Annotated in this window: 20 protein-coding genes and 1 tRNA gene; 11 read left to right on the top strand and 10 right to left on the bottom strand. The window is 71.9% G+C overall.

From position 1 onward, the window contains the following. The first annotated feature begins 110 nt into the window (after nt 1–110). Genes QUV83_RS08365 through QUV83_RS08345 form a run of 5 tightly spaced genes read left to right on the top strand, consistent with a single transcriptional unit; the run spans nt 111 to nt 4,273 of the window. A complete protein-coding gene (locus QUV83_RS08365) occupies nt 111–992 on the top strand; it encodes an ECF transporter S component (RefSeq protein ID WP_289563818.1) in 882 nt (293 codons plus the stop codon). A 3-nt stretch (nt 993–995) separates the two neighbouring features. Further along, nucleotides 996–1,772, top strand: a complete 777-nt coding sequence (locus tag QUV83_RS08360) for an energy-coupling factor transporter transmembrane component T family protein (RefSeq protein ID WP_289563816.1) — start codon at nt 996–998, stop codon at nt 1,770–1,772. Further along, nucleotides 1,772–2,611, top strand: a complete 840-nt coding sequence (locus tag QUV83_RS08355) for an energy-coupling factor ABC transporter ATP-binding protein (RefSeq protein WP_289563815.1) — start codon at nt 1,772–1,774, stop codon at nt 2,609–2,611. Before QUV83_RS08360 ends, QUV83_RS08355 begins: the two co-directional genes overlap by 1 nt. A gap of 1 nt (nt 2,612) precedes the next feature. After that, nucleotides 2,613–3,425, top strand: coding sequence for an energy-coupling factor ABC transporter ATP-binding protein (locus QUV83_RS08350; RefSeq protein WP_289563814.1), 813 nt, complete (start codon nt 2,613–2,615; stop codon nt 3,423–3,425). Continuing rightward, on the top strand, nt 3,422–4,273 hold the full coding sequence (locus QUV83_RS08345) for a DMT family transporter (RefSeq protein WP_289563813.1): 852 nt from the start codon (nt 3,422–3,424) through the stop codon (nt 4,271–4,273). Before QUV83_RS08350 ends, QUV83_RS08345 begins: the two co-directional genes overlap by 4 nt. A gap of 31 nt (nt 4,274–4,304) precedes the next feature. Here the strand turns inward: QUV83_RS08345 and QUV83_RS08340 are convergent, their stop codons facing one another. Continuing rightward, on the bottom strand, nt 4,305–5,453 hold the full coding sequence (locus QUV83_RS08340) for a glycerol dehydrogenase (protein ID WP_289563811.1): 1,149 nt from the start codon (nt 5,451–5,453) through the stop codon (nt 4,305–4,307). A 139-nt stretch (nt 5,454–5,592) separates the two neighbouring features. On the opposite strand from QUV83_RS08340, the gene QUV83_RS08335 reads away from it, so the two are divergent. Further along, entirely contained in the window at nt 5,593–6,597 is a 1,005-nt protein-coding gene (locus tag QUV83_RS08335; protein WP_289563810.1) for a Gfo/Idh/MocA family protein, read from the top strand. Here the strand turns inward: QUV83_RS08335 and QUV83_RS08330 are convergent. Further along, nucleotides 6,578–8,323 (bottom strand): SpoIIE family protein phosphatase, encoded by a 1,746-nt coding sequence (locus tag QUV83_RS08330; RefSeq protein ID WP_289563809.1) that lies wholly within the window; start codon nt 8,321–8,323, stop codon nt 6,578–6,580. The genes QUV83_RS08335 and QUV83_RS08330 overlap by 20 nt on opposite strands. Before the next feature lie 99 nt (nt 8,324–8,422). On the opposite strand from QUV83_RS08330, the gene tmk reads away from it, so the two are divergent. The 5 genes from tmk (at nt 8,423) to QUV83_RS08305 (ending at nt 12,859) form a co-directional block, all read left to right on the top strand. After that, on the top strand, nt 8,423–9,070 hold the full coding sequence (gene tmk / locus QUV83_RS08325; protein WP_354003933.1) for a dTMP kinase: 648 nt from the start codon (nt 8,423–8,425) through the stop codon (nt 9,068–9,070). After that, nucleotides 9,067–10,245: a DNA polymerase III subunit delta' gene (locus QUV83_RS08320; protein WP_289563806.1), complete on the top strand. Its 1,179-nt coding sequence runs from the start codon at nt 9,067–9,069 to the stop codon at nt 10,243–10,245. Before tmk ends, QUV83_RS08320 begins: the two co-directional genes overlap by 4 nt. A gap of 65 nt (nt 10,246–10,310) precedes the next feature. After that, nucleotides 10,311–11,912: an alpha/beta hydrolase gene (locus QUV83_RS08315; RefSeq protein ID WP_289563805.1), complete on the top strand. Its 1,602-nt coding sequence runs from the start codon at nt 10,311–10,313 to the stop codon at nt 11,910–11,912. Between the two features lie 127 nt (nt 11,913–12,039). Beyond that, a tRNA-Thr gene (locus QUV83_RS08310) sits at nt 12,040–12,115 on the top strand. Between the two features lie 144 nt (nt 12,116–12,259). Continuing rightward, the gene (locus tag QUV83_RS08305) at nt 12,260–12,859 is read left to right on the top strand and encodes a DUF2637 domain-containing protein (protein WP_289563804.1); all 600 of its coding nucleotides are present in this window, start codon (nt 12,260–12,262) and stop codon (nt 12,857–12,859) included. 66 nt (nt 12,860–12,925) lie between these two features. Here the strand turns inward: QUV83_RS08305 and QUV83_RS08300 are convergent, their stop codons facing one another. From QUV83_RS08300 to QUV83_RS08265, 8 genes are all read right to left on the bottom strand, one after another. After that, nucleotides 12,926–14,545, bottom strand: a complete 1,620-nt coding sequence (locus QUV83_RS08300; RefSeq protein WP_289563803.1) for an SGNH/GDSL hydrolase family protein — start codon at nt 14,543–14,545, stop codon at nt 12,926–12,928. Between the two features lie 38 nt (nt 14,546–14,583). Next, nucleotides 14,584–14,841, bottom strand: a complete 258-nt coding sequence (locus QUV83_RS08295) for a hypothetical protein (protein ID WP_289563802.1) — start codon at nt 14,839–14,841, stop codon at nt 14,584–14,586. Nucleotides 14,842–14,843: 2 nt separating this feature from the next. Continuing rightward, complete coding sequence (locus QUV83_RS08290; RefSeq protein ID WP_289563801.1) at nt 14,844–15,743, bottom strand: M15 family metallopeptidase; 900 nt, start codon at nt 15,741–15,743, stop codon at nt 14,844–14,846. Next, the gene (locus QUV83_RS08285; protein ID WP_289563800.1) at nt 15,743–16,039 is read right to left on the bottom strand and encodes a hypothetical protein; all 297 of its coding nucleotides are present in this window, start codon (nt 16,037–16,039) and stop codon (nt 15,743–15,745) included. Before QUV83_RS08285 ends, QUV83_RS08290 begins: the two co-directional genes overlap by 1 nt. A 72-nt stretch (nt 16,040–16,111) precedes the next feature. Beyond that, nucleotides 16,112–16,303: a hypothetical protein gene (locus QUV83_RS08280; protein ID WP_289563798.1), complete on the bottom strand. Its 192-nt coding sequence runs from the start codon at nt 16,301–16,303 to the stop codon at nt 16,112–16,114. A gap of 182 nt (nt 16,304–16,485) precedes the next feature. After that, complete coding sequence (locus QUV83_RS08275; protein WP_289563797.1) at nt 16,486–17,334, bottom strand: polymer-forming cytoskeletal protein; 849 nt, start codon at nt 17,332–17,334, stop codon at nt 16,486–16,488. Further along, complete coding sequence (locus QUV83_RS08270; protein ID WP_289563796.1) at nt 17,331–18,572, bottom strand: hypothetical protein; 1,242 nt, start codon at nt 18,570–18,572, stop codon at nt 17,331–17,333. The genes QUV83_RS08275 and QUV83_RS08270 overlap by 4 nt, the downstream gene beginning before the upstream one ends. Nucleotide 18,573: 1 nt before the next feature. Then, nucleotides 18,574–19,506, bottom strand: a complete 933-nt coding sequence (locus QUV83_RS08265) for a hypothetical protein (protein ID WP_289563794.1) — start codon at nt 19,504–19,506, stop codon at nt 18,574–18,576. Between the last annotated feature and the right edge of the window lie 2 nt (nt 19,507–19,508).

Raw genomic sequence — 19,508 nt, 5'->3', positions numbered from 1 at the left:
CCCCTGCCACGGGCGGCCCCGGGCTCGCACCAACGCACCAACGCACCAACGCATGCCAGCACCACGCACGCATCGGCATCTTCGCCACCAGCGGATACAAGGAGGTATTCATGACTGGCCAGATCGACACCGCAACGCAGCGTGACACCCGCAACCTCGTCTTGGTGGGGGTGGGGGCCGTCGTCATCGCGGCGACCTACCTCTACCTGATCCTGTTCCAGCCCACCGACATCGCGGACGGGCTCGGGCAGTCGTCGTTCATCGCGATCGCCGGCTACCTGATCGGCGCCCTGCTGATCGTCGTCGGCACGATCCACCGGCTGCCCACCACCACCATCACCCTGGTGCCCGTGGCCATCGCGGTGAACATCGTCATCGGGCAGCTCACCACGGTGCTGGGCCTGCCGCTGTACCTCGACTCGATCGGCACGATCCTGGTGGCGGTGCTCGCCGGGCCTGCCGCTGGCGCCGCCACGGGCGCGCTGACCAACGTGATCTGGGGCATGACCATCAGCCCGGTGGCGCTGCCGTTCGCGGTGACGTCGGTGGTGATCGGCGTGCTCGCCGGGTACGCGGCGCGCACGGGCGTGTTCCGCAAGTTCTTCCTGGCCCCGCTCGCGGGCCTCGCCACCGGGGTCGTGGCGGCGCTCGTCTCGGCGCCGATCGCCGCGTTCGTGTTCGGCGGCGCCACCGCGGCGGGCACCGGCGCCCTCGTGGGGGCGTTCCGCGCGATGGGCAACTCGCTGCTCGCGTCGACCACGATGCAGGGACTGCTGTCCGACCCGATCGACAAGGCCGTGACGTTCACGGTGGTGGCGGCGATCCTGGCGGCGCTGCCGACCCGGTTCCGCCAGCGGTTCCCGTTCGTGCGCCGGTTCCGGGTGTTCTCGGCCGCGACGCCCGTCGCGGTCCCGGCCGCGTCCGCCCCGCCCATCGACGGCGCCGCGCCCACCGACAACGCCGCGTCGACGACCACCCCGCAGCAGGGCTGACCGATGGCGACGACGTTCTACCAGGACCGTGGCTCACCCCTGCACCGGCTCAACCCGGTGACCAAGCTCGTCGGGGTGCTCATGCTCATCGTGATCGTGTTCGCCCTGCCGATCTGGTGGGTGTCCGCCGCGGTCCTGGTGGGCGTCGTCGTCCCGGCCGCGGCGGTCTCCCGGTGCGGCCGGACGCTCGGGGGGATCAGCGTGAAGCTGCTGCTGCCGCTGCTCACCGCGCTCGTGCTGGTGCAGGGCCTGTTCTTCCCGGAGGGCACCACGGTGCTCGCCGAGCTGGGCCCGGCGCGGGTCACCGCCGAGGGCCTGATGTTCGCGCTCGGCATCGCGCTGCGCATCGTGGTGCTGGTCACGGCGTTCCTGCTGCTGCTGCTCACCACCCATCCGGGCGACCTGATGTCGGCGCTGAGCCAGCACGGCATGCCGCCCAAGATCAGCTATGTCATCAGCTCGACGCTGCAGATCGTGCCGGCCTTCCGGGACCGGGCCGACGCGATCCTGCTCGCGCAGCGGGCCCGTGGCCTGCGCACCGACGGCAACGTGCTGCGCCGCGCCAAGGTGCTGCTGCCGCTGGTCACCCCGCTCATCCTCGGGCTGTTCACGGATGTCGAGGAGCGGTCCACGGCGATGGAGGCGCGCGCGTTCGGAGCCACCCGCAAGCGCACCGCCCTCACGGTCGTGGCCGACACGCCAGGCCAGCGGGCCGCCCGCTGGGCGATGGCAGCCGTCGGCGCCGTGGCCGTCGTCTTCCCCTTCATCGGAGGTCTGTGATGATCGCGCTCGACCACGTCACCTACGCCTACCCGGATGCGGCCGTCACCGTGCTCACCGACCTGTCGCTGCATGTCCCGCGGGGCACGCTCTGCGGCGTGGTGGGCGCCTCGGGGGCGGGCAAGTCGACGCTCGCCAAGGTGCTGTCCGGCTTCGTGCCGCACGCCGAGGGCGGGGAACTGGCCGGCAGCGTGCAGGTGGGCGGCATCGACGTGCCGCAGACCCCGCTGGCCGAGGCCATCGAGAAGGTCGGGCTGGTCACCCAGAACCCCTTCAACCAGATCTCCGGCGCGAAGTTCACGGTGCGGGAGGAGATCGCGTTCGGGTTGGAGAACCTCGGCATCGAGCGGGCCGAGATGATCATGCGCATCGAGGCGGTGGGGGAGCTGCTGCGCATCTCGCACCTCATGGACCGCTCGCCGTATGCGCTCTCCGGCGGGCAGATGCAGCTCGTGGCCATCGCCTCGATGCTCGTGATGCGCCCGGCGGTGCTGGTCATGGACGAGCCGACGTCCCAACTCGACCCCGGCGGCACCCGGATGGTGTTCGACGTGGTCTCCGAGCTCACCCGCGACGGCACCACAGTGGTGCTGCTGGAGCACAAGCTCGAGCAGCTCCGCGACCACGCGGACCAGGTCGTGGTGCTGGCCGGCGGCCGCGTCGCATTGCAGGGTGAGCCGCGCGAGGTGCTCAGCGACGAGCGCCTCACCCAGTGGGGCACCGGCTCCACGCGCTACACGCAGGCGGCGCGGTCGGCACGCGACCGGGGCCTCGACGTGCCCGGCCCCACGCCGGTGTCCTTCGACGACGCGCTGCTCACCTTCGGACGGGGAGCCTGACATGGACCTGTACTTCGAGGACGTGCACCACACGTACCCGTCGGGCGTGCACGCGGTGCGGGGCGTGACCCTGCATGTGCCGGCCGGGCAGCGGTTGGCCATCGTCGGCCAGAACGGCGCCGGGAAGACCACGCTGGTGCGGCATCTGAACGGCATCTTCCGGCCCAGTCAGGGGACAGTGCGGGTGGGCGACTGGACGACGTCCGACAAGGACATCGCCGACCTCGCCGCCCGCGTCGGCTACGTGTTCCAGAACCCCGACGAGCAGCTCTTCGCGCGCAAGGTCATCGACGACGTGACCTTCGGGCCGCGGAACCTCGGCTTCGACGCCGAGCGGTCCGCGCAGGCCGTGCGCGAGGCACTATCGGCCACCGGCCTCACCGAGCATGCCCAGGACCACCCGTACCACCTGGCCCTCTCCGAGCGGAAGCGGGTGGCCCTCGCCTCCGTGCTCGCGATGCAGACGCAGGTGGTGGTGCTCGACGAGCCGACCACCGGGCAGGACGAGCGCGGCGTGCAGATGATCGCGCGCATCGTCGCCGACCTCGCCGCCCAGGGCCGCACCGTCGTGGCCATCACCCACGACATGGACTTCTGCGCCGAGAACTTCGACCGCGTGGTGGTCATGGCCGACGGCCAGGTGCGTGCCGACGACGTGCCGGAGAGGGCGTTCCGCCAGGCCGCGGCGCTGGCCGACGCGCAAGTCGAGCCGCCGCAGCTGCTGCGCCTGGCCGACGAGCTCGGCTGGGACTCCTCGCCGCTGACGGTCCCGGCCTTCGTCGACGGCCTCGCGGCGCGTCGGGCGGTCCGTTGATCTGGCTCGCCGTGGTCGCGGCCGCGCTGCTCGGCACCTCCGACTATCTGGGCGGGGCGCTGTCCCGCAAGGTCCCGCTGCTCTTGGTGCTGCTCGGCTCGCAGGTGGTGACGACTGTGGCGCTGGTGCCGAACCTGCTGCGCGGCGACGTCGCAGCGGGCGGCAGCACGGCCTGGGCCTGGGGCGTCGCCGCCGGGGTCGCCACAGCGGTGGCCGTCGCGTCGTTGTTCCGGGCCCTCGCGATCGGCACGATGGGGGTCGTCGCCCCCATCACCGCGCTCAGCGCGCTGGTGCCCGTCGCCGCCGGATGGCTGGACGGGGAGCGGCTCGGCGCCGTGGTGGTGGGCGCGCTCGTCCTCGCGCTGGTCGGCACCGTGCTGGCCAGCGGGCCCGAGGTGCGGGGCGCCACCGGGCACGGCGTGCGGCCCATCGCGCTCGCAGTGCTCGCGGCCGGCGCGTTCGGGCTGGCCAACCTGTCGGTGGCGCGCGGCAGCGCCACGAGCGTGCCCGCCACGCTGTTCGTCGGCGCCGTGGTGACGCTGGGCCTCTACGCGGCGGCCGCCCTGGTCGTCTGGCGCCGGCTCGCCGCACGGCCCTGGGCGGATGCGGATCGCGGCTCGCTGGTGGGCATCGTCGCGATCGGCGTGATCGGGCTGCTCGCGAACGTCTGCTTCGCGCTGGCCTCCCGCTCCGGCGCGCTGTCCCTCGTCGCCGTGCTCGCGTCGCTGTACCCGGTGGTCACGGTGCTGCTCGGCTGGCGGCTGCTGCGCGAACGGCTGCAACCGGTGCAGGTGGCCGGGGTGGCGGCGGTGCTGGCCGGGGTGGCGGTGGTCGCCGCGGCATCCTGACGGCGCCCCGCCTGCCCCCGGCCAGTCGGGCTCAGTGCGCCCGGTACGGCATCGGCTCGGGGAGCCCTGCGGCGGCCCGGACCTCGCGGGACAACGTCTCGATGGCACGCAGCGCGTCCACGAGCTCGGGGACCGTGATGGCGAACGGCATCGCGTGGATCGTCTCGCCCTCGGCGAGCGCGAGCTCTGCCACGCGGGTCAGGTCGTCCACGTCGTCAAGCGACAGGCCGATCTCCGTGAGCGTGTTCGGCAGCCCGACGCGGGTGGTGAACTCCACGAACGCCCCGATCTCGGCGGAGGGCGCGCCCTCGAGCACGAGCTGGGTGACGGACCCGATGTTCACCTTCTGCCCGTGCATCAGGCCGTGGGTCTGCGGGGCCGCTGTCAGGCCGTTGTGGATGGCGTGCGCGGCGGCCAGCCCGCCGGACTCGAAGCCCACCCCCGACAACAGCGTGTTCGCCTCCACGACCCGCTCGACGGCAGGGGTCACCAAGTGGTTCCGCACGGCCCAGACGGCGGGCAGCGCGGACTCCCACAGCACGTCCCAGCTCAGCTTCGCCAGGGCAGTGCCCGTCGTGGTGGGCTGCCCGCCGGCCATCGTCGTCGACCGTGCCTCGGCCACGGCCCGGGCCTCGATCCACGTCGCGAGCGCGTCGCCGACCCCCGCCACCAGGAACCGGGCGGGCGCGTTCGCCACGAGCTGGGTGTCGACCAGCACCAGGTCCGGGTTGTGGGAGAAGAACCGGTACTCCTCGAAGGCGCCGTCCTCGGTGTAGATCACGGACAGCGCGGAGCACGGGGCGTCGGTGGACGCGACGGTCGGCACGCTGACCCAGCGGATGCCCACCAGGTCGCCTGCCGCCTTCACCGCGTCGATGGTGCTGCCACCGCCGACGCCCACCACGACGTCCGAGCCGGTGGAGCGGATCTGCTCGGCGATGCGCTCCACCGCCGCGGCCGTCGCGAACACGCCGAAGCCCTCACGGCGCACCGGCAGGCCAGCGCCCTCGAGCGAGCTGCGGACTCTCTCCTCGACGAGCCCCCACACCACGTCGTCGGCGATGACCAGCGGCTGTCTGCCGATGGGGGCGAGCTGGACGCCCAGCGAGGCCAGGGCTCCACGGCCCTGGGTGTAGCGGGCCGGGCTGATGAAGGTGCGGACGGGCGACTGCGCGGGCATGGGTCCTCCCCGGGACGTGGCATGACGCCGCCGACGGGTGTGCGGCGTCGTCGCGGGGCGACGGGGCCGGCTGACCGGCGACACATCCACGGTAGGCGCCAACCGCCCAGGCCGCAGTGGGGGCGCTAGGTTGGTCGGCATGTCACGCACCGAGGACCCGCGCACCGCACCCCCGATCCGCTGGGGCATCTTGGGGGCTGGCGGAATCGCCGGCGTCTTCGCCGACGCGGTCAACGCGCACACCCGCGCGCAGCTCGTCGCCGTCGGCTCCCGCAACCGGGACCGCGCCGAGCGGTTCGCCACGGCGCACGGCATCCCGACGACGCACGTCGGCTACCGCGACCTCGTCGAGGACCCGCAGGTGGACGTCGTGTACGTCGCCACCCCGCACTCCGAGCACCTCGAGCACGCGCTGCTGGCCATCGCCGCGGGCAAGCACGTGCTCGTCGAGAAGGCGTTCACCCGCAACACCGCCGAGGCCGAGCAGGTCTTCGCCGCCGCGCGCAAGGCGGGGGTCTTCGTGATGGAGGCGATGTGGACGCGGTTCCTGCCGCACATCGCCGCACTGCACCAGGTGGTCGACGCCGGCGAGATCGGCGACATCGTCAACATCACCGCCGATCACGGCCAGCACTTCGCGTTCAACCCGGCCAGCCGCCTGTTCGACCCGGCGCTCGCCGGCGGCGCGCTGCTCGACCTCGGGGTGTACCCGGTGTCCTTCGCGCATGACTTCCTGGGCGCCCCCGAGTCGGTGCACGCCGTGGGCGCGCTCACCGAGACCGGCGTGGACGGCCAGGTGTCGATGGCCCTCACCTACCCGGGCGGCGTGCAGGCGACACTGACCACCACGCTGTGGGCCAAGACGCCGACCACCGCCACGATCTCCGGCACCGAGGGCTTCGTGGAGGTCGCGGGCTCCTTCTACACGCCCACGTCGTTCCGGGTGGTCCGCCGTGACGGCCGGGTGTGGACGTTCGACCTGCCCGCCACCAAGGGCCTGCAGTACGAGGCGGCCGAGGTGTCCCGGCGGATCGCCGCCGGCGATGTCGAGAGCCCCCTGCTCACCTGGGACGACACCCTCGCGGTGATGCGGACCCTCGACGACGTGCGCGCGCAGGTCGGGGTCACGTACCCGGGGGAGTGACCTCCGCGTCGCCGGGGCAGTGGCGGAGCTGCACGGCCAGCAACGCCGTGTCGTCGGACGGCTGACCGCCCACCAACTCGTCGGTCAGGGCACGGACCAGCTTGTCCGGCGGCAGGTGGCTGAGCCGGCCCGCGGTCGCGGTGAGCGTGTCGAGGCTCTCCTGGAGGGGGCGGCCCCGCCGCTCCACCAGGCCGTCGGTGTGCAGCAGCACCGTGTCGCCCGGCAGCAGGTCGTCGACGTGGTCGCGTCGCGCGCGCTGCGGGTTGATGCCCAGCAGCAGGTCGTTGGCGCCATGGCCGCCAAGGGCCCACGCGCCCGCGCCCGGGCGCACCAGCACCGGCGGCGGGTGGCCCGCGCTCGACCAGTGCAACCGGTAGCCGCCGTCCACCCTGTCAATGCGGCCGGCCAACGCCGTCGCCACGGTGCCCAGGCCCAGGCCCTTGATGGCGTGGTCGAGCCGTGCGAGCCAGGTCGAGGGCAGGTCCGGGCGGTCCCAGGCGAAGGCCCGGAGCGTCGACCGGAGTTGGCCCATGCGCGCCGCGGCGTCCATGTCATGGCCGGTGACGTCGCCCACCATCACGGCCACGGAGCCGCCGGGCAGCACCACGGCGTCGTACCAGTCGCCGCCCACCCGGTCCGCGCGGCCCGCGGGCAGGTAGTGCGCGGCCATGGCCAGGTGCTCAGGCTGCGGCAGCGCGGTGAGCATCGCGTCCTGCAGCGTGCGCGCCACGTCGCGGCGCTCCTCGAGGAGCTGGGCCCGCTCCAGCGCTTGCGCGGTGTAGGCGGCCAGGGCGGTCTTGATGGTGCGGTTGTCGTCGTCGAATGACCGCTGCTGCAGCCAGCCGATGCCCAGCACGCCGATGAGCCGGTGCTGGGACACCAGGGGGAGGAATGCCCGCGCCTCGCCCATGAACTCCATCTGCTCGACCACCGGGAAGTCCGCGATGAGCGCGGCGCGGTCCTCGTAGAACAGCGCCGTGCGGGTGCGGGCGACATGCGCGATGGGCCTGTCGTCCGTGAGCCGCGTCCGCCGCCACCGCTCGACGTCGTCGCCGGTGAAGGCGTCCATCGAGATGTACGACAGGCTCTTGCCGTCGCGCTCCAGGGCGGCCAGGCCGGTGAAGGCAGTGCCCAACCCGGTCGCGGCGACCCGGGCCGCCGTGCGCGCCACGTCCCGGACCGTCAGCGCGTCCTGGAACGCGTCGCTGAGCAGGAGCAGCAACCCGCTCTGCCGGTAGGAGCGGGTGGCCTGCTGCTGGGCCCGCCGCGCGCGCTCGCGCTCGCCGCGCAGCCGCAGCTCGGAGCTGCACGCCTCGGCCAGGTCGAGCAGCACAGCGAGGTCGTCCTCAGCCCACTCGCGCGGCTCCACGTCCAGGGCGCACAGCGAGCCCACCACCTGGTCCCGCTCGTCGACGATCGGGAACCCGGCGTAGGCCACGAAGCCCAACTCGCGCACGGCGCCGCTGTCGCTGAGGCGCGGGTCGAGCCGGGCGTCCTGGCTGATCAGCGGGGACGCGTCCGCCACCACGTGCTGGCACAGGGAGAGCGTCAGGGGCAGTGCGCGGGCGGCGTCCAGGTCCGGCGCCAGCCCCACCGCGCCGGGGATGACCTGCCCCTCTTGGGAGATCAGCGAGGCGAGGACCACGGGGGCGCCGAGTTGGCGCTGGGCCAGGCGGCAGAAGCGGTCGAAGGCCTCGTCGGCCTCGGCAGGCAGCGATGCGGACACCGGAAGCCCACTGCTGTCTTCTGCGCGCGGCGTGATAGTCACGGGACAGTGTGGCAGGTGCGGGCGCCCGCGTCAGCCATCGCGGATACCCTGACGGGCGTGACCTCGACTTCCCCCGCCACCCCGACGACCCCCGGGGTGTTCGTCTCCTTCGAGGGCGGGGACGGCGCCGGCAAGTCCACACAGTCCCGCCTGCTCGGCGAGTGGGTGCAGGCCCGCGGCCGCGAGGTCGTCCTCACCCGCGAGCCCGGCGGAACCGCACTGGGCCACCTGCTGCGCGACGCGGTGCTGCACGGCGACCACGTCGACGCCCGCACCGAGGCGCTGCTGTACGCCGCCGATCGCGCGCACCACGTGCACTCCCTGGTCCGGCCGGCGCTCGAGCGCGGCGCCGTGGTCATCACCGACCGCTACCTCGACTCCTCGGTGGCCTACCAGGGCAGCGGGCGCGACCTGGGCGCCCAGGAGGTCGAGGACCTCTCGCTGTGGGCCACCCACGGCCTGATGCCCGCGCTGACCGTGCTGCTCGACCTGGACCCGGTGCTGGGCCGCGCGCGCCTCACCGGCGACCCCGACCGGTTGGAGCGCGCGGGCGACGACTTCCACCGCCGCACCCGGCAGGCGTTCCTGGACCGTGCCGCCGCCGAGCCGGCGCGCTGGCTCGTGCTCGACGCGACCCGCCCTGTCGACGAGATCGCCGCCCAGGTGCGGGACCGGATGGCAGCGCTGTTGGAGCGCGCCTCGTGACGGGCTGGGAGACGGCGACACCGATCGCGACTGGCACTGGCGCGACGGTCTGGGACGACGTCGTCGGGCAGGAGCCCGCCATCGAGGTGCTGCGCGGCGCGGCCGAGAACCCCGCCCAGATGACGCACGCCTGGCTCATCACGGGCCCGCCCGGATCGGGCCGGTCCAACGCCGCGCGCGCCTTCGCCGCCGCCCTGCAGGATCCGAGCGGTGATGTGACCTCGCACGCCTGCGCCACGGTGCTGGCTGGCACGCACCCCGACGTGACAGTCGTCGCCACCGAGGGCGTGCAGATCCGCGCGGAGACGGCACGTCCGCTCGTCGAGCTCGCCCAGCGGTCCCCGTCGCAGGGGCGCTGGCGCGTCATCATCATCGAGGACGCCGACCGGCTCAACGAGACCAGCGGCAACGTGCTGCTCAAGGCCATCGAGGAGCCGCCGCCGCGCACCGTGTGGCTGCTGTGCGCGCCCAGCCCGCAGGACGTGCTGGTCACCATCCGCTCACGCAGCCGCTCCGTGCCCCTGCGGGTGCCGCCCGTCGACGCCGTCGCCGAGCTGCTCGTCCGCCGCGACGGGATCGACCCCGCAGTGGCGGCGGTAGTGGCCCGCGCCGCGCAGAGCCACGTGGGCGTGGCCCGGCGCCTCGCCCGCGACCCCCAGGCACGCGCGCGCCGCGCCAAGGTGCTGTCCATCCCGCCGCGCGTGCGGGGCGTCGGCGACGCCGTGCTCGCCGCCGGGGAGCTCGTGGAGACCGCGCAGGCCGACGCGAAGGCCGCCACCGAGGACCGTGACGCCGCCGAGCGCGCCGCGTTGCTGCGCTCCATGGGCGCCGAGGGCGCCGCGACCATCCCCCCGGCGCTGCGCGCCCAGATCCGCCTGCTCGAAGAGGAGCAGAAGCGCCGGGCCACCCGCGCCCAACGAGATGTGCTCGACCGCGCGATGATCGACCTGCTCTCGCTGTACCGCGACGTCCTCGTGGTGCAGCTCCACGCGGGCGTCGAACTGGTCAACCTCGAGCAGCAGGACGACGTGCGGGCCCTCGCCGCCAGCAGCACCCCCGAGCAGACGCTGCGGCGGATGGACGCCATCGGCGAGGCGCGCACCCGGCTCGCCGGGAACGTCGCGCCGCTCCTCGCTGTGGAGGCGATGACCATCGCGTTGCGCCCGCAGGGCTGACACATCGCCCGTCGGCTTTCCCAGACGGGCATGGCTGGGCGGTCGATCCCGCTTAGGGTGGTGGAGTGCCTCTCGCTCGCCGTGACCTGCGCCGCCCCATGCCCACCAGCCCCCAGGTCCCCGACCAGGGACGCGCCCGCTCGCGCCGCCCGCACCGCGGGGGAAGCGCCGTCGCCATGGCCGCGATCGGCGCGCTCGCCCTCGCCGGGTGCACCAGCCCCAAGCACCAGTCGGAACGCGACGAGCGGCCCTCGATCACCCATGACGTGCCCACCGAGCTGACGCGCTTCTACGAGCAGCAGATCGAGTGGACGCAGTGCGACGCCCTCGAGTGCGGCACCGTCGAGGTGCCGCTCGACTGGGACGACCCCGAGGGCGACGTCATCGAGCTCGCAGTGAACCGGTCGACGGCCACCGGCTCCGACGTGCTGGGCTCGCTGCTGATCAACCCCGGCGGCCCCGGCGGCTCCGGGGTGGACGCCGTCACGACAGTGGTGCTGGACCGCGCCGGCGAGCAGGTCATCGAGAGCTACGACATCGTCGGCTTCGACCCGCGTGGCGTCGCCCGGTCCCAGCCGATCACGTGCGTGGACGGCGAGCAGATGGACCAGATCGTCTCCGCCGACCCGGACTACAGCACCCAGGCCGGCGTCGACGCCGCCGAGGAGGTCTTCGGAACCGTCGGCCAGGCGTGCCTGGAGAACACCGGCGCCCTGTTGGAGCACGTCGACACCGTCAGCGCCGCCCGCGACATGGACGTGCTGCGCGCCGTGCTCGGCGACGAGAAGCTCACCTACCTCGGGTACTCCTACGGCACCCAGCTCGGCGCGACCTACGCCGCGCTCTACCCCGAGAAAGTCGGCCGCCTCGTGCTGGACGGCGCCCTGGACCCCACCCTCACCGCCGACGAGCTCGCCAAGGGCCAGGCCATCGGGTTCGAGTCCGCGTTGCGCGCCTACGTCGAGGACTGCCAGACGGGCTCCGACTGCCCGCTGACCGGCTCCGTGGACGACGGCATGGCCCAGGTCAAGAAGATCCTCGACCGGGCCCGCCGCAGCCCGCTGCCCACCGACGACCCCGACCGGCCGCTGACCGGCAGCCTCGCGTTCTCCGGCATGGCCGTGAGCCTGTACGCCCCCGACTGGTGGCCCTTCCTCACCCAAGGCCTGCGCGCCGCGATGCGCAACGACGGCTCCATGCTGCTGACCCTCTCGGACGCCTACTACGAGCGCGAGTCCGACGGGACGTACGCGTCGAACTCCACCGAGGCGTTCTGGGCCATCAACTGCGCCGACGACCGCTCCCCGTCCGACCTCGAGTCCATGCAGGCCTCCGCCGAGGACATCCAGGCCGCGGCGCCCACCATCGGCTACTACTTCTCCTACGGGGGCGTCGTCTGCGCCCAGTGGCCCGTGCCCGAGGCCGGTGGCCTCGACTCCTACGCCGCCGAGGGCGCCGCGCCCATCCTGGTCATCGGCACCACCAACGACCCCGCCACCCCCTACGCCTGGGCCGAGTCGCTCGCCGAGCTGCTGTCCTCCGGCGTCCTGCTCACCTACGAGGGGGAGGGGCACACCGCCTACGGCCGCTCCAACGAGTGCGTCGACGACGCGGTCGACACCTACCTGCTCACCGGCGAGGCGCCCGCCGACGGGACCCGCTGCTGACCATCGGCCGCCGCCCCTGGCACGCCGTTCCGGTGCGCTGACCAGGGGTCGCGTCCGCCGCTTTGGAGACTGGCCCCTCCGTTGGGTACAGTAGGCGCGCTCGCCGTGCTCCCCGGAGAACGACGATGCCGCCTTAGCTCAGTCGGTAGAGCGTCTCACTCGTAATGAGAAGGTCAACAGTTCGATTCTGTTAGGCGGCTCCACAAGGAAAGGCCCCGTGACCAGCCCACACGCTGGCACGGGGCCTTCCTCGTTCTCGGCCGAGGGTGCTCAGGTGTAGCCAACACTGTAGCCAAGTGGGTTTCGACCCCTTCCCATGTCCGAGATCCCCCGCTACGTTCCCCGCCATGCCCACCACCGCCTCCCGCATCGACCCCGACACCCGCGCCGTCGTCTTGCTGACGGTCGCCCTTGTCGCGACCCTCGGCGCCGTGTCGTTCGCGGTGTCCTTCGCCGGCCTGGTCGCGGTCGCCGAGTGGGCCGAGTTGCCGACGTGGTTGCGGTGGGCAGTCCCTGTGTTCGTCGACGGGGCGCTGCTGGCGTACACGCTGGCGATCTTGGTGCAGCGTGCGCGGGGCGAGAGCACGCGGTTCTCGTGGCTCGCGCTGGCCCTGTTCACTCTCGTGTCGGTCGGTGCGAACGCGTCGCACGTCCTCGGCACGGGTGACGTCGCCGACTGGCGGACCCTCGTCGGCGCCGGGCTCGCGGCACTGGCGCCCCTGGGTGTCCTGGCTGCGACTCACACGGTGGCGGACCTGGCCATCGCGCGTCCCGGGGTGGGGCAGCAGCGGGACGAGCCGGGACAGGTGGTGGACCAGGTCGCGGAGGCTCGGCGGCTGCGGGAGGTCGAGGGGCTGTCGCATCGGGCGATCGCTGGGGTGCTCGGGGTGAGTAAGAGCACGGTGGCGCGGTGGGTGGGGCAGGGTGGGGCGGTCGAGGTGGCGTGACCCCGGACGCACGAATCGCCCCCCACCTGGCCGAAGCCAAGCGGGGGGCGATGTCGTGTGGTGCTGCTACTGGACGCGGATGAACTCGAGGTGCGAGTACGCCTGCAGGTTGATCGACGGGGTGGCGCTCGACGCGAACAGCGCGAACTGCAAGCCGATGGTCCCCGCAGTGTCGCCGATCTCGACGTAGGCGCTCACGTCGACCGCCGTCGTGGAGGAGTGGCACCCCACCTCGATGGAACTCGCGATGGGGAACGACCTAGCCGTGACAGGATCTGCGGTCACCGTCGAGGCCGTGAGCCCTGGGCCGATGACACCCCACCGGCCAACCGTCCCGGTCGGCACCTCGAACTTGAGGTTGACGTCCCCGTCGGCGGGGCCAGTGAAGTACAGCGATCCCTTGACGAGCCACTTCGACCGCACCGGGGCGGTCACGCTGAGCTGCGGGTCGGTCGCCAGGGTCGACGTGGTGCGGTTCGCGTTGGTCGCCTTCACCTTGCGGATCGGGTCGAAGACCGTGGTGGTCGGGCGAGGGGAGACAGTCGCGGTGTCCCGCAGTGACTTGCGGATGATCCGGCCGGCGTCGCCGTAGGACCGGGCGATGCCGAAGGTGTTCGGGTGGTTGTACTGCCCGGTGTTGTACAGCGCGTCCTCGCCGTACGTGGCGACGGCATCGAAGTACGTCCGCTCGGCGTCGAGGAGCAGCGCGCCGTACTTCGCCGCGAGGAGCCGGATCGCCTGGTTTCCGCGACGGAAGCGGTACAGGTAAGGGACGGTGCGCCCATCGGGGAGCGTGAGGCTGCGGATGTGCTCGTTCCCTGGCGACCCGTTCGGCGTGTACGTGGCGTCGGGGTAGGTGATGCCGACCTGCTCCGCGGTGGTCAGCCCGCCGCCGTTGGGCACGCGGCCGGTGTGCATGTGCGGGGTCGTCGCCACGATGATGTCGCACCCGTCCGCACGCCACCGGGACAAGAGCTCCTCGAACAGGGTGACGAAGCCGGACTGCCCAGGGTTCGCGTCGAACGTCTGACCCTTGTGCCATACCGCCGGTGCGAAGTCATTCATCCCGGCCACGACGTACACGACGTCCGGGACGCCGTTCGCGGTCACCCAGGCGGTGTACCGGGCGCGCCAGTCGCCGGCGGCCGACCCGTCCTGCCCGTCGTTGTAGCCGACGAACGACACGGGGCCGACCGGGGCAAACGCGGCGTTGAGTTGGGCCACGAGCAGTGGCAGCGGCCCGTCAGTCCCGTAGTCCGTGACCCCGCCACCCACCATCACCGATGACCCGATGCCGTACACCCGGACGGTCGTCGCCGCGGAGTCCTTGCCGTGGATGACCTTCCCGAGGGACCGCTGCAGGACGGCGGAGATGGGCTGCGGGGTGAGGCCGTCGAGGTCGGCAACGTCGGCGTCGGTCGCATACCGCGCGTCGAGCTGCGCCCGGGTTGCGGTGCCAGCGGCGCCGACGAGCCCCGCGACCTGGTCATCCGCCGGCGCCGCGGCCTGTTCGGCGTAGTCGCGAGCGGCGTTGACGTACCCGACCATCGCGCCGTGGAGTGCCGCGTACTTCGCCTCGCGCTCGTTGAGCGTGGGAGCAGCGACCGGGGTCGAGGGATCGCCGACACCGGTCTTCGGGTCGTAGTTCTTCCAGAAGGTCCCGAAGTCGGACACGTCTACCGTCACGTCATGCTCCTCGCTGGGCCGGTGCTGGCGGGGGAAGGTCAGGCTGTCGGGGCACCGGGCGCGTAGTCCTCGGGGATCCCCTTGGAGAGGATCGAGAAGTACGACGCGGCGCCGGAGAGTGCCGCCGTGACGACACCGCCAGCGAGCCCGAGCCCGAGCCCGAGAGCCCAGTCGCCAGAGAGGGTGACCGCGATCGCGGCGGTGGGGATCGCGGACGAGAGCGACTGTGCAGCGGTGCGGATGAACCCGCGCTTGGCCGCGATGCGTGTCTGTGCGGGGATGAGGTCAGTGGTCATGGTCAGGCTCCTCGGCTGGGCTGGGCGGCGGTGGTCAGTGCGTCGGCGAGGTCACTGAGGGCCTCGCGTGCGGCGGTGTCTGCGATGGCGGCGACGTCGACTGTCCCCGTGGTCGCGCCGGACGCGCGCAGGGCGGCGACCTCCGCGGACAGGTGAGCGAGCTGTACGGCGAGGCCGCGTGACGGGTCGACGATCGAGTTCAGGACCGTCTGCGAGATCGTCGCGCCGGAGTACGCGTTGTCCGTGGTGATCTGCACGGCGCCCCGGACGTCGGCAACGAGGCCCTTGATCGCCTCGCAGTAGAGGTCGAGGTTGCCGGCGCGAGCGTCGATCCTCGCCAGGATCTTCTCCGCGTACTGGTTCTGGTTGTCGAACGCGGCGCGGGCTTCGGCGTCCATGATCAGGTCTCCTGTCAGGTCGATCGGGGTGGGGGCGCTCACGCCCGGGATGTGGGGGACGGCGCCGGGAAGGCTGATGTACGACGAGACGGGGACGACGCCGACAGCCTCGTGGTGCCACGGCTCGAACTGCCCGTTCGCGGGATTGCTGTCGCGCGCCCAGTCGGGATTGACCCAGCCGAACCGGGGGCCGTTCTCCCGCATCCACCGGTGCTCTGGGCTGGTCAGCGAGAAGTTGACGCCGCTACCCAGGTCGAGCGCCGCGCCCCATCCGTGGACCGACTTGCCCGGGGTGGCGGCGAACGACCCCTTCAGCGCCTTCGTGGCGACCTGCTCCTCATAGGAGCGGTACCCGTCGGTGATAATCAGGTCCCTGCCGAACTGCTCCCGGAACGCGGCGCGAAGCGCGATCGTCTGCGGCAGCAGGTCGGCCCGGACTCGCCGGGACGTGCCGGGGATGACCGCCAGCGCGCTGGCCGGCAGGCGCCCGTTGGCGTAGGCCATCACGCGCCTCCCATCGCCTGGGTGACCGTCAGCCCGAGGGCCGCGATCGAGACGATGGCGGCGGCGACGGAGGGCCAGGGCAGGCGGCGGGAGCGGACGTCGCCGCGCAGGTCGCCAATCTCTCGACCGAGCCCGGCGGTGACCGAGTCCACATGCTGATTGCGCATCATCCACTCGCCGCGACCGACGAGCTCGCCGCGCTGGGCGGTGAGTGTGTCGCTGAGGCGGGAGACATCCCCGCGCAGGTCGTCGAGTCGGGCAACTACGACTGCGAGCGTTGCGGCCTCATCGGGCATCGCACACCTCCCACGCCGTCTGGGTGATCTCGTGCATGTCGCCTCCCGGCATGTCGGTGTCTCGCGGTACGGTCATGGGATGCAGACCAGGGGGATCGTGATAGGCGCGACGGGGACCGTTGTCGCGGCGGGGCTGGCGTTCGCGGGGATCGCCGCGGCGAACGCGGACAACGCGCCGGAGCCCACGCCGACGCCGAGCGTCAGCGCGACGCCGACGCCTGAGCCGACGCCCACTCCGACGCCCGAGCTGACCGTGGAGGTCACCGTGAGCCCTGAGCCCGTCGTCGAGGAGCCCGCTGTGGTTGCGCCGGAGCCGGTGCCCGCTGTGGAGCCCGAGCCAGCAGCTCCTGAGGCGCCGAGCGCATCCGGGGATGTCGCAGTCCCTCCCCGCGACCTTGACCTCGGGTCACCTCCACCCCCGAACGAAGGCGGCTTCCCGTCAGGCATTAGCGGCTAAAGAAGGCCACGCCTTCGACCGTCACGAAGTTGGACGCATGCGCCGCGACGCTGGCGGTCGTTTGGACGTCCACCCAAACCTGGACTTGCGTTGACTCAGGGGGGATGGGGTGCGTCACAGAGTGCGGTGCAGAAACGGTCGATTGGAACCCGTTCGCGACGGTGTCCTGGCAGGTAGCGCCCGACCAGGTGTTCCGACCAACCACCTTGGAGCGAGTCTGTGTGTACAGATAGACAGTTGCTCCGGACGTGTTGTAGCAGCGAGCGATTCCCGCCCCGGAGAACGTGAACTTCGTGAATCCAGCAGGGACTGTAAGCGTGCATGTCGCCAGGGACGTCTGGCTCGTCGAGTAGTTGAGCCCTGAATCACTCGCGAACACGTCAACGAATTGAATCGGATTCATGAGCGCGTCGTTGTCGATGATCCCGGCGGGCAGCGAGAGCGTCCCGGTGATCCGCGCGTTGCCGCCGATCTCCGTGTCGCCCGAGAACGTCGCGCTACCCGTCACACTGAGCTCGCCGGTGACCGATGTCGCGGCCCCGAGCGTCGTCACCCCCGTCACGCCCAGCGTCCCGCCGATGGTCGTCTGCGCGCCCACGTCCAGCGTGCCGTCGATCTGCGTCGAGCCCGTCGCGGCCAGGTCGCCCTCGACCGTCAGGGACGACTTGATCGTCATCCCCGACGGCGCAACCCAGATGCCCGCCGACCGCAGCAAGTTCGACGTGGCCTCCCGGATCTTCTCACCCTGGCTCTTGACGACCCCGACGAGCTTCGCGACGCCATTCTCCGGGTGATGCGGGTACTGCTGTGCGATCGGTGTCGCGTACAGGTCGCTCATCGAACCTCCACCATCGGTGCCGTCGTGATCGTGACCGTCGAACCCAGGCCGCCGGAGATGCTGAGGATGCGGACCCGATGGAACCCACCCGGCACCAGGAGTGACAGCAGGGGGTGATCCTCAGGCGTCCAGATGCGCGCCCAGTCGCCGGGGCGGTACGTGCCCAGGCGCGGCATCGAGTCCGCGTCGACCGTGAACTTCCACGTCATCTCAGGGCGTGCGCTGGCCGCGAGACGACCAGATGCCCACGAGTCCAGCGTCTCCTGCCGCTCGACCGACGAGCGCGCCTCCGACACCTCCAGCAGCGGGAATCCATGGTCGATCAAGTGGGAGTCCTCGGCGGCCGCCATGAGCAGCGCCTCATCCATCCCCGAGCCCGTCTCCCACGCCCGCCCCGCCAGTCCGGTCGCGTCACGCCGCACCGAGATCCCCGACACGCCACCACGGGGGACGCGCATGTCCCAGACGTGATCGTCGCCCACCTGGTGCAGCAGCGGGTCGGCCTCCGTGCCGGTACGCATGACCCACTCGACACCCAGTCGGTCGACCGTCAACCTCGGCTCGAACGCAATGTCCGGGCCGCCAATGACACCCGAGAGCTCGTCGAGCCTCTGCAGGACCGTCGCGACCTCGTGCCCGCGGTACGTGCGCTCCCGTGTTCCAGCCTGGTCGGCGGGCAGCACGATCGGCAGCGCGCCACCCGTGTGCGACTGTGCGAGCTGCACCAGCCGTTTCGCGATCGTCCCGAGTGACATCCCCGGGTACGTCACCTGCCACTGGGCAGCAAGGCGCGGGTCCGCGAGGACGCCCATCACCATCCGGTGGTCGAAGATCGACCGCAGGCCCAGCGCGCCGACAGTCAGGATCCCGCTGGCGTCGTCGTAGTCCCACGTCCAGATCGGGCCGGCCTCGAGGACCACATCGCCCTCGATCACCGCCAGGAAGCACCTCGCCGGCTCGACGGCCGCCAGGAACTCCTCACGGATCAGCGGCCCAGGACGCCACACCGGAGTCGCCTCCATCGGGAACGTCGCCGGGCCTGGGAACACGTCGCCGCCCGGGTAGAGGCCACCGAACCAGGTCCGATCCAGCTCCCGGAACTCCTCCGCCCGCAGCGGGATTCTCGCGCTGATCTGCCCCGTGCCGCGGTGCGCCATCGACCACGACGCGTCCGACACGGGGATCTGTGTGATGCGACGCCCGGTGCGGACCTCGCCGACCAGGATCGACCGGGCCACCTCACACCGGCCGGTAGGTGACGTCAACGAAGATCGAGTCCCCAGGGCCCCACGTCCAGGGCGCGGTCGGGGTGATACCGACCACGGGGGAGTCATACATGATCTGCACGACACCCGACGACGTGAGGACCGGGTGCGCGGGATAGACCACACCGGTGGCCCCGCTGACAATGCTCGCCGACCCCGTGATCCGGTACGTGACAGGAGCGCCAGCGCCCGTCCACTGCGCACCGAGCGGCAGCGAGAAGCGCGGGTTATTCGGCGCCGTGAAGCCCGTCGTCCCGAGCACCCACAGGCACCGGGCGTGCACCAGGTCACCCTCACGCCGCCACTCGGTCGTGGAGTGCGCGAGACCACCCGTGCCGACCGCGAAACCAGCCGGCGCCGCGTTGTACGCCGCCCATGGCGACGTCCCGATGAACGACCTGGGCGCCGACTGGGTGATCGAGTTCCCGGACGACGCCGTGGATGTCGCCGACGACGTCATGAGATTGCGGGCGAGCTCGAGCGCACCGGTCGGGATCGTGGGGGGCTGCGCACTCGACGCGGCAGCACCGGACGTCACCCCGAACACCGGCTGTGACGTCGTGTCAGAGTTCTCCGACGCCGACGGGTGGATCACCCAGATGATGTCAATGCGCTGCAGACCCGACCCCGGCGCGACCGGGACAGTCGAGCCCACGCCCGTCGCGCCGATCGTCACAGCACCGTCGTTGCCGAACAGGTGCACGCCGTCGGACGCGCCGCGAGTCGAGACAAACCCGGCCTTGCCGACCGAGTACGCCCACCCAGACGTGCCCGTCACCAGCGGAGAGTCCGCACCAGGCAGGACGCCCGGGCCCGAGAACAGCCACGCGAGACCCTTGCGGACCTCGATCGCGGCCGTGCCACGAGTCGCGTCCTTGCGTGCGCCAATGCTGCGGAAGAGGGCCATGT

Source organism: Cellulomonas cellasea (assembly GCF_030372105.1).
GTDB lineage: Bacteria > Actinomycetota > Actinomycetes > Actinomycetales > Cellulomonadaceae > Cellulomonas_A > Cellulomonas_A cellasea_A.
This window is presented reverse-complemented; position numbering and strand designations above follow the sequence as displayed.